This window comes from Methylobacterium sp. Leaf106, from assembly GCF_001422895.1.
GTDB classification, from domain to species: domain Bacteria; phylum Pseudomonadota; class Alphaproteobacteria; order Rhizobiales; family Beijerinckiaceae; genus Methylobacterium; species Methylobacterium bullatum.
The window spans coordinates 73261-87009 of record NZ_LMNB01000034.1 but is presented as its reverse complement, the minus strand read 5'-3'; the positions used below and the strand labels follow the sequence as shown (position 1 = coordinate 87009).

The following is a 13749-nucleotide window of genomic DNA, read 5'->3' as shown; positions in this document are numbered from 1 at the left end:
GCGGACGGCCTTATTCGTCCGTGCGGACGGCCTGGCCCCGGTCGATCGGCAGGCGGTCGCCCTTCAATTCGTCCGGGGTCGGCAGGCTGCGCACGTCCCAGCCGCCGCCCAGCGCGCGGATGAGGGTCACCGCCGTGGTGAAGCGGTTGAGCCGCACCTGCAGCGCGGTCACCTCGTTGTTGAGTTCCAGCGCCTGGGCGGTGATGACCGTGGTGAAGTTCTGCGTGCCCGCGCGGTACTCGTTGAGGGTGATCTCCACGGCGCGGCGGGCCGAGGCCACCGCCTCTTCCTGCGCCGCCTGCTGGCGGGCGAGGATGCGGACGCCGGCGAGCCCGTTCTCCACCTCGGCGAAGGCGGTGAGCACGGTCTGGCGGTAGGTCGCCACCGTGGCGTCGTAGGCGGCTCTCGCGATCTGCACGGCGGCGGTGCGGGCGCCGCCATCGAGCAGGGTCTCGCTGCCGGCCGCTGCCACCGACCAGACCTGGTTCGCGGCCGAGAAGACGCCGTTGCTGGTCAGCCCCGAGACGCCGCCCGAGCCCGAGAGGACCAGGGTCGGGTAGAAGGCCGCCACGGCGACGCCGATCTGCTCGCTCTGGGACTGGACGCTGCGCTCGGCCTGCGCGATGTCCGGCCGCCGCTCCAGCAGGGCGGAGGGGATGCCCACCGGAACCGCCGGCGGCGACTTCGGCAGGCTCCCCTTCGGCAGGGACAATTCGGAGGGCGGGCGCCCGATCAGCGTCGCGATGGCGTGTTCGAAGGTCGCGCGCTGCAGGCCCACCGCGATGGCCTGGGCCTGGGTCGACTGCACCTGCGTCTGCGCCGTGATCACGTCGGAGCGAGCCGCCACGCCGGCATTGTACTGGTTCTCGGTGATGGCGAGGCTCTTCTTGTAGGCCTCCACCGTCTCGTCGAGCAGGCGCTGCAGGGAATCCTGGTAGCGCAGGCTGTAATAGTTGGTGGCGACCTCGGACTGGATCGCCAGGCGCACGGCCGCCAGATCCGCCGCGCTCGCCTGGGCGTTGGCGACCTCGCTCTCGATGTTGCGCCGGATGCGGCCGAACAGGTCGAGTTCCCACGAGGCCTGGGCCTGGAGCGAGACCGAGGTGCGCTCGGTGCCGAGCGTCCGCGAGCGCGTGATCGTCGGCGCGCCGATGACGGTGGGGTAGAGCGCCGAGCGCGCCTGGGCGACGAGGCCGCGCGCCTGGTCGTAGGAGGCCAGGGAGACGCGCAGGTTCTGGTTGTCCACGTCGACGAGGCGGATCAGCCGGTCCAGGGCGGGATCGCGGAACACGCGCCACCAATCGCCGCGCTCGGCCCCGTCATTGGGCTGCGCCGCGCGCCATCCCTTCCGCGTGGCGACATGGGCCACGCTGTCCTCGCGCATTCCGCCCTGCTTGAACGCCAGCGGCGTCTCCACGGAGGGGCGCGAGTAATCGGGGCCGACCATGCAGCCGGAGAGGGTTGTTGCGAGGAGGAGGTGGGATAGGCACCAACGCCCCTTCCCTCCCCCCCTTGCGGGGGAGGGTGGCCCTCGCGTCAGCGAGGGTTGGGAGAGGGGCGCGCCGTATCCGGAGAGGTCGCCCCCTCTCCCGCCTGCTCCGCAGGCACCCTCCCCCGCACCAAGTCGGGCCTGCCCGACTTGGCCAGCCAAAGACGGATCTCGGGCAAGCCCGAGGTCCGTGGGGGGAGGGTTGCTACGCGCGGGTCGCATCGTCCGATCACGCCCGCTCATTCGGCCGGGCTCACCGAAACGCCGGGCGTCGGCTTCCGCCGGCGGAGGCGGTCGAGATAGAGGTAGACGACGGGCGTGGTGTAGAGGGTCAGGATCTGGCTCACGATCAGGCCGCCGGCGATGGCGATGCCCAGGGGGCGGCGCATTTCCGAGCCTTCGCCCCCGGCGAGGATGAGAGGCAGGGCACCGAGCAGGGCCGCCAGCGTTGTCATCATGATCGGCCGGAATCGCAAGAGGCAGGCCTCGAAGATCGCGTCCTTCGGTGTGGCCCCGCGCGTGCGCTCGGCGTCCAGCGCCACGTCGATCATCATGATGGCGTTCTTCTTGACGATGCCGATGAGCAGGAACACCGCGATGAGCGCGATGATGGTGAATTCCGTGCCCGAGACGAGGAGCGCCAACAGCGCGCCGATACCGGCCGAGGGCAGTGTCGAGAGGATCGTCACCGGATGGACGAAGCTCTCGTAGAGGATTCCGAGGATCGTGTAGACGGCCAGCAGCGCGGCCAGGATCAGCAGGGGCTGGCGCGAGGACGAGGCCTGGAAGGTCTTGGCGGCACCCGCGAATTCGCCGTGGATCGTGGCCGGCAGGCGCAATTGCGCCTCGGCCTCCTCGATGGCGGCGGTGGCGTCCGACAGGCTCTTGCCCGGCGCCAGGTTGAACGAGAGCGTGGTGGCCACGAACAGGCCCTGGTGGCTCACCTGCACGGGCGCGTTGCCGGTCTCGACCCGTGCGAAGGCGGAGAGCGGGATCATCGTCTCCTTGGCGCTCGAAACGGGCGCGCTGGACGAGGCCCCCGCCCCGCCCGCGATGGCGTTGGAGGCGGCGTTGCGGGCGGAATCGGCGGCGATGGTGGAGGCCGTCGTCCCCGTCGCCGCGGCCCCCGCCACGGTCCCGGCCACCGCGTTGGTGATGGCCGAGCCGCGCGCCTTGCCGCCCGAGGTCGAGACGAAGACGGTCTTCAACGTCTCCGGGTTCTGCAGGTAGCGCGGCGCGATCTCCATCACGACGTGGTACTGGTTGAGCGGGTTGTAGATCGTCGAGACCTGCCGCTGGCCGAAGGCGTCGTAGAGGGTGTTGTCGATCTTGTCGGGCGTGATGCCGTAGCGGTAGGCGGTGGCCCGGTCGATGACGAGGCGGCTTTCCAGCCCCCCCTCCTGCTGGTCGGAGGTGACGTCGGCGAAGACCGGGTTCTTCTGCAGCGCCTCCACGAGCCGGGGCGCCGCCGCATAGAGTTCGTCGGCCGTGTCGCCCTGGAGGGTGTACTGGTACTGCGCGAAGCTCTGGCGCCCGCCCATGCGCAGGTCCTGGCGCGGGAACAGGAACAGCCGGGCGCCCGCCACCTGCGCGAGTTTGGGGCGCAGGCGGGTCATCACCTCGGTGATCGAGGCGCGCTCGCCCCGCGGCTTCAGGCCGACGAAGACGTTGGCCGAGTTGGTGGCGCGCCCGCCCGTGAAGCCGACGACGCTGTCCACCGCCGGATCGGCCTGCACGATGGCGGTGGCCTGTTCCAGCTTCTGCTTCATCGCCTGGAAGGAGATGCGCTGGTCGGCCTGGATGCCGCCCATCATCTGACCCGTATCCTGCTCGGGGAAGAAGCCCTTGGGGACGATGATGTAGAGATAGACGTTGAGCCCGATCGTCGCGAACAGCGTGAGCAGCACCAGGCGGCGATGATTGAGGGCGATCCGCAGGGTTCGCTCATAGGCGCGCAGCGTTCCCTCGAAGGCGCCTTCCAGCCCCCGGATCAGCAGGTTGGGGCGGCGCGGCGCATCTCCCTCCGGCACGCTTTCGCGCTTGAGCAGCAGCGCGCACATCATCGGCGTGGTGGTGAGCGAGAGCACCAGGGAGATCAGGATCGCCAGGGACAGGGTGACGGCGAATTCCTCGAACAGCCGCCCGACGATCCCCCCCATCAGCAGGATCGGGATGAACACCGCGATCAGCGACAGGCTCATGGAGATGACGGTGAAGCCGACCTCCTTCGCCCCGATGAGGGCGGCCTCCAGCCTCGGCTTGCCGAGTTCGATATGCCGCTGGATGTTCTCCAGGACCACGATGGCGTCGTCCACCACGAAGCCGGTGGCGATGATGAGGGCCATCAGCGACAGGATGTCGAGGCTGTAATCCAGCAGGTACATGGCCGAGAAGGTGCCGATGATCGAGATCGGCACGGCCACCGCCGGGATCAGGGTCGCCCGGCCGGAGCGCAGGAAAGCGAAGACCACGCCGATGACGAGGACGACCGCGATGACCAGGGTCTCCTCGGTCTCGGCGAGGGAGGCGCGGATGGTGGCGCTGCGGTCGCCGGTGACGGTGAGGTCGATGTCGCCGGGCAGCGCGGCCTTCACCTGCGGCAGCGCCGCCTCCACCGCCTTGATCGTATCGACCACGTTGGAGCCGGGCTGCTTGTAGATGAACAGGATCACGCCCGGCCTGCCGTTGACGAGGCCGAGGTTGCGCTTGTCCTCCACCGAATCCTCGACCTTGCCCACATCGGTGAGGCGCACGCCCGCCCCGTTGCGGTAGGCCACGACGATGTCGCGGTAATCCGCCGCCACCCGGCCCTGGTCGTTGGCGTAGAGCTGGTAGTGGCGGGTGTCGGTCTCGATCGCCCCCTTCGGGGAATTGGCATTGGCCGAGGCGATCGCGGCGCGCACCCCTTCGAGCCCGATCCCGTAATTGTAGAGGGCGGTGGGATCGAGCTCGACCCGCACCGCCGGCAACGACGATCCGCCGATATCGACATTCCCCACCCCGGGGAGCTGGGACATCTTCTGCTGCACCACCGTGGCGGCGGAATCATAGAGCTGACCCGGCGACAGGGTGTTCGAGGTCAGGCCGAGGATCAGGATCGGCGCGTCGGCCGGGTTGAACTTGCGGTAGGTGGGGTTCGAGCGCAGGGCGGTGGGCAGGTCGGCCCGCGCGGCATTGATCGCCGCCTGCACGTCGCGGGCGGCCCCGTCGATGTCGCGGTTGAGGTTGAACATCAGGACGATCCGCACCGTCCCGACGGAACTGGTGGAGGTCATCTCGCCCACATCGGCGATGATGCCGAGCCGCCGCTCCAGGGGCGCCGCCACCGTCGTCGCCATGGTCTCGGGCGAGGCCCCGGCCATCTGCGCCTGGACCAGGATGACGGGGAAATCCACCTGCGGCAGCGGCGCCACCGGCAGCTTGAAGAACGCGAAGATCCCCGCCAGCAACACCCCGATGGTGAGCAGCGTCGTGGCGACCGGGCGGCGGATGAACGGCTCGGAGACGTTCATGGGCGGGGAGCCGGGCGCATGCTCCCTCCCCCATCTGCGGGGGAGGGTGGCCCGGCCGTCAGGCCGGGTCGGGAGAGGGGAGCGACGTGGCCGGAGGTGGCGCGAGCCAGCCGCGCCGCGACGGTCGCGCCGACCGTGTCGAGGACCGAAGAGAGATCGCTCAGGACACGGTCATTCGGGAAGCGCAGAACCTCGAATCCCTGCTCCCGCAGCCAGGCATCACGCGCGGCATCGCGATCACGGCGCGCGGTCTCGACATGGGGGGCGCCGTCGAGTTCGACGATGAGACGGGCGGACGCGCAAAGGAAATCGGCGATGTAGGGCGGCAGGGGAACCTGGCGTCTGAATTTGAGCCCACGGAAGCGGCTACCGCGCACCTGCTGCCAGAACGCATCCTCGGCGAGCGTACGGAGCCGACGTTGTTCGCGGGCGAACGCGCGCAGATGCGGAGTGGGTCTGACGAGGTTGCGCCCCGCGTCGCTCTGCGCGTCCGATCCGGAAACCGGGTTCCCCTCTCCCGACCCCCTTCGGGGGCCACCCTCCCCCGCAGAGGGGGGAGGGAGAGTGACGGCGAACTCCCGGCTCACGGCATCACCCCCGCCGCCTTCGCGCCGCCACCGCCGCGCTTGAACCGCCGCTCCAGGCGGTCGAAGGCGAGGTAGATCACCGGGGTGGTGAACAGGGTCAGGACCTGGGAGACGATGAGGCCGCCGGCGATGACGATCCCGAGCGGCTGGCGCAGTTCGGAACCGACACCGGTGCCGAGGATGAGGGGCACCGCCGCGAACAGGGCGGCGAGCGTCGTCATCAGGATCGGGCGGAAGCGCAGCAGGCAGGCCTCGTAGATCGCGTCGCGCGGGGCCATGCCCTCCTCGCGCTCGGCCTGGAGCGCGAAGTCGATCATCATGATCGCGTTCTTCTTCACGATGCCGATGAGCAGCACGATGCCGATGACGCCGATGATGTCCAGCGGCAGCCCGTAGAGCATCAGGCCGACCAGCGCGCCGATCCCCGCCGAGGGCAGGGTCGAGAGGATCGTGATCGGGTGGACGAAGCTCTCATAGAGCACGCCGAGCACGATATAGACGGTGACGATGGCGGCGATCACCAGGAAGAGCTGGTTCGAGAGCGCCGATTGGAAGGCGAAGACCGAGCCCTGCGGCACTACGCGGAAGCTCGGGGGAAGGTCGATCTCTGTCCGCGCCGCCTCGATCGTCTTCACCGCATCGCCCAGCGCCACCCCCTCGGCGAGGTTGAACGAGACGGTGGTGGCCGGGAACTGGCCGAGATGGCTGATGAGGAGCGGTGCCCGGCGCTCGCTGATCCGCGCCACCGCCGAGAGCGGCACCTGCCCCGAGGCCGCCGTGGAGGAGGGCAGGAAGATGCCGTTGAGGCTGTCGAGGGTCTTGTGCAGGTCCGGGTCGGCCTCGAGGATCACCCGGTACTGGTTCGACTGGGTGAAGATCGTCGAGACGATGCGCTGGCCGAAAGCGTCGTAGAGGGCGTTGTCCACGGTGGCGGGGGTGATGCCGTAGCGGCCGGCGGTGGGCCGGTCGATGGTGACGTAGGCCGCCAGCCCGTTGCCCTGCAGGTCGCTCGCCACGTCCGACAGCAGCGGCGAGCGCTGCAGCGCCTGGACGAAGCGCGGCACCCAGGTCTCGAACTCCGAGAGGTTCGGGTTCTCGAGGATCACCTGATACTGCGTCGCGCTCACCGCCGTGTCGATGGTGAGGTCCTGCACCGGTTGCATGTAGAGCCGGATGCCGGCGACCCCGCGCGTCGCTTCCTTCAGGCGGCGGATGATCGCGCTGGCATCGGTGGCGCGGCCCTCGTGCGGCTTCAGGTTGATGAGGAAGCGGCCGGAATTGAGCGTCACGTTCTGCCCGTCGACGCCGATGAACGAGGACAGGCTCGCCACATCCGGGTCCTGCAGGACGATCCGCGCGAGTTGCTGCTGGCGGTCGGCCATCTCGGCATAGGAGACGGTCTGGTCGGCCTGGGTCACGCCCTGGATCACGCCCGTGTCCTGGACCGGGAAGAAGCCCTTGGGGATGACCACGAACAGGTAGGCGGTGAGCGCGATGGTGGCGAGGGTGACGACGAGGGTCAGGCCCTGGTGGTTGAGCACCACGCGCAGCATCCGCCCGTAGCCGGAGATCACCCCGTCCATGGCCCGCCGGCCGGTCCGCGCGATAAATCCTTCGCGGCGCTTGGCCTCCGGCGCGTGCTTGAGCAGGCGCGCGCACAGCATCGGCACGAGGGTGAGCGAGACCACCGCCGAGATCACGATGGTGGCGGCGAGCGTGATCGCGAATTCGTGGAACAGGCGCCCCACCACGTCGCCCATGAACAGGAGCGGGATCAGCACCGCGATGAGCGAGACGGTGAGCGAGATGATGGTGAAGCCGATCTCGCGGCTGCCCTTCAGGGCCGCCTCCATCGGCGAATCGCCCTCCTCCACGTGGCGGGCGATGTTCTCGATGACCACGATGGCGTCGTCGACGACGAAGCCCGTCGCGATCGTCAGCGCCATCAGGGACAGGTTGTCGAGGGAGAACCCGTAGAGGTCCATGATCGAGAGCGCGCCGATCAGTGAGAGCGGCACCGACAGGCTCGGGATCAGGGTCGCGGACAGGCTGCGCAGAAAGAGGAAGATCACTAGGACCACGAGGCCGATGGCCAGCGCCAGCTCCACCTGCACGTCGTGCACCGAGGCGCGGATGGTGGTGGTGCGGTCGGTGAGAGGCGTTACCGTGATCGCGGCGGGAAGCGTCCCCTGCAGCTGGGGCAGCAGCGCCTTGATCTTGTCGACGGTGGCGATGACGTTGGCGCCGGGCTGGCGCTGGATGTTGAGGATGACGGCGGGCGTCTCGTCCATCCAGGCGCCGAGCTTGGTGTTCTCCGGGCCGTTGACCACGTCCGCGACGTCCGACAGCCGCACCGCCGAGCCGTTCTTGTAGGCGATGATCGCCTGCTCGTAGGCCTTCGGATCGCGGATCTGGTCGTTGGCGTTGATGGCGTAGGACTGGGTCGGCCCGTCGATCGTGCCCTTGGGCGTATTGACGTTGAGGTTGGTGATGGTGGTGCGCAGGTCGTCGATGTTGAGGCCGTAGGCGGCCAGCGCCCGCGAATTGAAGCGCACGCGCACGGCCGGGCGCTGGCCGCCGCCCATGCTGACGAGGCCGACGCCGGAAACCTGGCTGATCTTCTGGGCGAGCCGCGTCTCGGCGAGATCCCTCACCTCGGTGAGCGGCATCGTCGTGGAGGTCAGGGCCAGGGTCAGGATCGGCGCGTCGGCCGGGTTGACCTTGGCGTAGACCGGCGGCGCCGGCAGGTCGGAGGGCAAGAGGTTGCCCGCCGCGTTGATCGCCGCCTGGACCTGCTGCTCGGCGATGTCGAGGCCGAGATCGAGGCTGAACTGAAGCGTGATCACCGACGCGCCCGCAGAACTCTGCGAGGTCATCTGGTTGAGGTTGGCGAGCTGGCCGAACTGCCGCTCCAGCGGCGCCGTCACCGCCGAGGTCATCACCTCGGGGCTGGCGCCGGGATAGAAGGTCTGAACCTGGATCGTCGGGTAATCCACCGACGGCAGGGCCGAGACCGGCAGGTTCAGGTACGACACCATGCCGACGAGCAGGATCGCCAGCATGAACAACGTGGTGGCCACGGGCCGCAGGATGAAGATGCGGGACGGGTTCATGGGGTAAGGGCCACGACGGGCGCGCCGCCCCTCCCCTCCCCCCTCTGCGGGGGAGGGTGGCCCACGAAGTGGGTCGGGAGAGGGGAGCGCCCTATGCGGAGAGGTCGTCCCCTCTCCCGCCTGCTCCGCAGGCACCCTCCCCCGCAGAGGGGGGAGGGAGAAACGGCGGCGAGAGTGACCATCACGGCTGCGCCGCCGGCCGCTCTCTGCGGCGCTCGCGCTTCTGCGGCGGGTTTTCGGGAGGCGTCCCGGCGGCGGGCGTCGACGTCGTGGCCGTGGCGTCGGTTGCAGGTGCCGCTTGACCGGGCGCCACCTGTCCGGGCGCCGCAGGCTCGCCGGGTGCCGCCGGCTGGCCTTTGCCGCCCTCGGTGACGCGGACCTTGGCGCCGTCGCGCAAGCGGTCGGTCCCGTCGACCACGACCCGGTCGCCCACCGCCAGCCCCTTGGTGACGGCACTGCGCGCACCATCGGCCTCGCCGACGGTGATCGGCCGGACCACGACCTTGTCGTCGCTGTCGAGCAGGTAGACATAGGCGCCGGGCGTGCCGCGCAGGATCGCCGAGGTGGGGACGATGGGCGTATCGCGCACCGTGTCCACGGTGAGCTTGGCGTTGACGAACTGGTTCGGGAACAGGCTCTCGTCCTTGTTGTCGAACAGGGCGCGCAGCTTCACCGTGCCGGTGGTGGTGTCGATCTGGTTGTCCACCGTGTCGAGGGTGCCGGTGGCGAGCACGTTGGCATCGCCCCGATCGTAGGCGGTCACCGTGAGCTTCGCGCCCGAGCGCAGGCGGCGCATGACGCGCGCCACGTCGTCCTCGGGCAGGGTGAAGACCACCGAGATCGGATGCAGCTGCGTCACCACCACGATGTTGGTGGAGGCGGCGGTGACGTAATTGCCCTGGTCGATCTGGCGCAGGCCGACGCGGCCCTCCACGGGCGAGACGATGCGCGTATAGGCGATGTTGAGCTTCTGCTGGTCGACCTGAGCCTGGTCGATGGCGACCGTGCCCTCGTTCTGCTTCACCAGGGCCGCTTGCGTGTCCACGTTCTGCTTGGAGATCGAATCCTGCAGGCTGAGGCGCTGGAAGCGGGCGAGGTCGAGCTTCGAATTCTGCAGCAGCGCCTGATCGCGGGCGAGCTGGCCCTGATACTGGGCGAGCTGCGCCTCGTAGATACGCGGGTCGATCTGGGCCAGGAAATCGCCCTTTTTGACGGTCTGGCCCTCGCGGAAGCCGATCTCCATGAGGTAGCCGCTGATCTGCGACTGGATCGTCACGGTGGCGAGCGGCGTCACCGTGCCGAGGCCCGACAGCACCACCGGGATCTCGCCGGCCGAGACCGTGGCGACGCCCACAGCCTGGGCCATGTCGCCGGGTCGTCCACGGGCGCCCTTGCCACGCGCGGGCGCGCCGTCGGCGGCGGTCTCCGTCGCAGGTTTGGGCGCGAGATAGTACCGGTAGCCGGCCGCGCCGCCCCCCGCGAGAAGGAGGAGCAGGATGAGCCACGTCCCCGTGCGGCTTCGCCGGCGCGTGGGCGCCGGTGCCTCGGGTCCGATGTGCCGGGCCGTCTCGGTCCGGATGGGCGATTGTTCGTTCATGCCTCGACAATCCGGCCGCTCGTTTCCGACCGGCACCATGCAGTCTGACCGAAATGGAGACGGGAGTCCCGACGGAACAGGGGGCGCGACCACCACGCAGCGGGGCGACGATCCAGGACCGCGCAAGAAATCGTGCACGTTTGCCGGGGGGCCTTGCCCGTCGATCGTTCGCTCAGCATCGCCGCCAGAGATGCAGGACTATTGCGACGCCAGTGCGGCGCGGAAGTTTCCGGGCTGTTTCCAGGGTGCGGGCGGCGGGCCGTTCGAAGCCCTCAGGGCAGCGGCTTCGACGGGTAGGCCTCGACCACCGCGTGATAGGCCGCATCCGTCGGTGTCACCGGCACGACGAGGCGCAATCCAGCCCCCGCCAGGGCGATGAGGAGGGCGAGAGCGCAACATGCGCGGGTGCTCAACGGGGGCGTCCTCGTGATCCGATGCGAGGTCGCTACCCCGGAAGACCATCGCAGCACAAGCAGAACGCGAGAAAGCCGCCACGCCGAGAGGGCGTGACGGCTGTCTTCTCGGGGAGGATCAGCTTCAGAAAAAGGACCGGAGCGGTACGCCACTCAAAAGAAACGAGGGGGCGGTGTTTCCGTTGAGCGGCGCCCGCTCCGGCCATGACCAGAACCTACGTTACGCCTGATGAATGTCAACAATCGTCAGGCCCGACCCGGGGCGCCGGGAGAAGGAGCGTGCGAACGCGCACATTTCCGCTTCCGGTTTCCCGTCCCGACACGCCCGCGCTACCGAAGGCCGAAGGATCTCGGCCCGGGGGCGACTGGATTCATACATCCGCTCGACGCTTGTTCGCCATGTCCAAGAGAGTTCGACATGAGGCGCGACGGGCTTCCTCGCCTTTTCGCTCAACGAACGAGTCCGCCGCCACCACCGGATAAGCGAAGAAGCCCGGCCCCTCACGCTGAAAAAAATCCACATCGCCCCGGAACCGCACGCCGACCTCTGCGTTTCACGCGTGCGAGGCCATGAACGGCTCGCACCTTGGCGCCGGACACGGTGTCCGGCGGCCTTTGTCATCACGTTGCTCTTCAGGAGGATGTGGTCATGAGGAACTTGGATTTCGCACCGCTCTATCGCTCGACCGTCGGTTTCGACCGCATGATCTCGCTGCTCGACCAGGCAGCCCGCGTCGAGCCGTCGACGACCTGGCCGCCCTACGACATCGAGAAGGTGGCCGACGACGCTTATCGCATCACCATGGCGGTCGCCGGCTTCACCCCGGATGAGATCGACCTGACGCAGCACGACACCGTCCTCCAGGTCACGGGCCAGAGGACCGGCCGGAGAGGCGACCGGACCACCGACCGGGACGGGGAGCGCGCCTATCTGCATCGCGGAATCGCGACGCGGCCCTTCCGGCAGACCTTCAACCTGGCCGACCACGTGAGGGTCACGGGCGCCAGCCTCGACAACGGACTGCTGACCGTGGACCTCAAGCGCGAGGTGCCGGAGGCCCTCAAGCCCCGCCGCATCGCCATCGCCGGCGCGACGAGCCCCATCGGCCAGGACAACGCGCAGGTTCAGGACAACGCGCACGCGCAGGTCGAGGACCACGCCGAGGCGGCCTGAACCCGCCTTGAGCCATGACAGTCGAACCTCGGGGGCCTTCGGGCCCGCGAGGGCCGCATCGTTTTAGTCCTGCCTCACAGCCATCAGGGAGGATCGATCATGTCGATGAGGGAGACGCACTTGTCCCGTTCCGGCCTCGGAACGTCCGGCCTCATGAACGGCCCCATGAACCCATCCGCGACCCAGTCCGCCTCGTTCGAGGCCTGGCAGGCCGTGGTCGCCCCCGGGGACGTGTTCCGTCACCCGCGCGAGGTGCTGGCGCACCCGCTCCTCTCCCGCGAGGAGAAGCGGACGATCCTGGCCTCCTGGGTCTCGGATGCTTGCGCCCTCGAGAACGCACCGGGCCTGCGCTGCCTCACCGGGGCCAGGGCCGAGCCGGTCACCGTCGAGGCCCTGCTCACGGCGCTCGCCGAACTCGATGGCGGCGCCGCCCCGGAGACGACCGCCGGGGCCCCTCGCCCCGCGACGCGCCGCCGACCGCGCCTCGCGAACCTGCACCGCTATCTCCGCCCGCGCCGCCGCAACGACGACGACGAGCCGCCGCCCTGCCCGGCGACGATCATGCCACGCCCCCGGACGCCGCCCAGCGCGGACGCGATCCCGGCTTGAGCGGGGAAGGTTGACGCGCGCCGCCACGTCGACAGACGGGACCGCCGCCAAAGGGCGGCGGTTTCGGCACGTGATCGAGCCCGCGCTCGTGAAGACTCTCTCACCATTCCCTCGCCGACCGAGGCGAATGATTTCCGAAGTTAGGCACTAGCTAGGAAGGTCGGCTCAGGTTGGATAGCCGACCTGCTGCCTTATGGCGCAACTCCACCAACGACCGAGCTAGTGCATTTTAGTTACAAGCCATACTGGCATGCAAGCTGCAGAAAAAGCGGCTACTACTAGAAAAATGTAATTGAGCGGGTGCTTTTGCGACAATAAAAGCTTAATACTAATAGCTTTTGCACCAATTCCGAAAAACGCTCCAATACTTACCACCAAAACAGCAATCAGGGGGTAAACGACAAGAAGGTTTATCGAATTCGATCCAAACAGTATTAATATCGCCAGCACATCTATGAGAGCAATCAGGACCGCAGATAAAAGCAAAGAGCGCTTATTAGGCAATGCCATAGTAGCCGCTAGTGACACTCCGATTACGGCGAAGATTATTGGCTTACTCCCAAGCTGCGTGAACAACCCCCATTCGCTCAACAAGCCGCTCTACCGCAAGTTCGCAATCAGGTATTGGACATTATCGGAGGTTTCTGTCGTTTAAGGGTGGGGAGCGGAACCTGGCCTTTTGGCCTGAGGCGGACGTTGCACATCCGCTCCTCCAGAAACTTCACAATCCGCGACAGACCCCCTTGGCAAAAAAAATTGCAGATGGCTGTCTTACAGCGACCATCAACACGGGAGTCTTTCGTGCATCTAGAAATCCAACGGGTCATATATTTTACGGAGAACGTAGAAGCGATGAGCCGCTTTTATCGCGAGGTACTCGGCTTTGAGCCAATTGCGGGCGGCGATGGAGGTTGGCAAGAATTCAAAGCTGGTGGATGTAATATCGCGTTACACCGTGGCAAACCCAGTGCTGGCGCTCGCGGACCAAAAGTCGTGTTCTACAGCACCGATGTTGCGGCTAGCCGCGCTGCACTTCTCAAACGAGGTGCGTCCGACTTGGGAAAAGTCATCTCGGGCGATGATCTGACGCTATGCGACGGTAGAGACCCGGATGGAAATCCGTTTCAGATATCAACCCGCAAAAGATAGTTTGCATCGTCCTTTCGTTTGACAAATGACAGCTTACCAACCGCGCCGGTCTTAGGTCACCGTCCATAAAATTGTCGCGAAGCGGACTTTCCCAGGGTCTGTGAAG

Annotated in this window: 9 protein-coding genes; 3 read left to right on the top strand and 6 right to left on the bottom strand. The window is 67.5% G+C overall.

Features of this window, described 5'->3' with window-relative positions; genetic code table 11:
* Nucleotides 1-10: 10 nt before the first annotated feature.
* From ASF34_RS20015 to ASF34_RS23200, 6 genes are all read right to left on the bottom strand, one after another.
* A complete protein-coding gene (locus tag ASF34_RS20015) occupies nt 11-1447 on the bottom strand; it encodes an efflux transporter outer membrane subunit (protein ID WP_056163934.1) in 1437 nt (478 codons plus the stop codon).
* Nucleotides 1448-1728: 281 nt separating this feature from the next.
* Nucleotides 1729-5001, bottom strand: coding sequence for an efflux RND transporter permease subunit (locus tag ASF34_RS20010; RefSeq protein WP_056163931.1), 3273 nt, complete (start codon nt 4999-5001; stop codon nt 1729-1731).
* Nucleotides 4998-5588 (bottom strand): endonuclease domain-containing protein, encoded by a 591-nt coding sequence (locus tag ASF34_RS20005; protein WP_244479056.1) that lies wholly within the window; start codon nt 5586-5588, stop codon nt 4998-5000. The genes ASF34_RS20010 and ASF34_RS20005 overlap by 4 nt, the downstream gene beginning before the upstream one ends.
* The gene (locus tag ASF34_RS20000; RefSeq protein WP_056163924.1) at nt 5585-8701 is read right to left on the bottom strand and encodes an MdtB/MuxB family multidrug efflux RND transporter permease subunit; all 3117 of its coding nucleotides are present in this window, start codon (nt 8699-8701) and stop codon (nt 5585-5587) included. The genes ASF34_RS20005 and ASF34_RS20000 overlap by 4 nt, the downstream gene beginning before the upstream one ends.
* Nucleotides 8702-8882: 181 nt before the next feature.
* Nucleotides 8883-10298, bottom strand: coding sequence for an MdtA/MuxA family multidrug efflux RND transporter periplasmic adaptor subunit (locus tag ASF34_RS19995; protein WP_056163921.1), 1416 nt, complete (start codon nt 10296-10298; stop codon nt 8883-8885).
* A gap of 272 nt (nt 10299-10570) precedes the next feature.
* Complete coding sequence (locus ASF34_RS23200; RefSeq protein WP_018045742.1) at nt 10571-10711, bottom strand: hypothetical protein; 141 nt, start codon at nt 10709-10711, stop codon at nt 10571-10573.
* A gap of 649 nt (nt 10712-11360) precedes the next feature.
* On the opposite strand from ASF34_RS23200, the gene ASF34_RS19990 reads away from it, so the two are divergent.
* The 3 genes from ASF34_RS19990 to ASF34_RS23035 all read left to right on the top strand — a co-directional run bounded on the left by ASF34_RS19990 (nt 11361) and on the right by ASF34_RS23035 (nt 13643).
* Complete coding sequence (locus ASF34_RS19990; protein ID WP_056163918.1) at nt 11361-11885, top strand: Hsp20 family protein; 525 nt, start codon at nt 11361-11363, stop codon at nt 11883-11885.
* A gap of 99 nt (nt 11886-11984) precedes the next feature.
* Nucleotides 11985-12494 carry a hypothetical protein gene (locus ASF34_RS19985; protein WP_056163915.1) on the top strand — a complete coding sequence of 170 codons (510 nt, stop codon included), beginning with the start codon at nt 11985-11987 and terminating at the stop codon, nt 12492-12494.
* Between the two features lie 762 nt (nt 12495-13256).
* Entirely contained in the window at nt 13257-13643 is a 387-nt protein-coding gene (locus ASF34_RS23035; protein ID WP_274533770.1) for a VOC family protein, read from the top strand.
* The last annotated feature ends 106 nt before the right edge of the window (nt 13644-13749 follow it).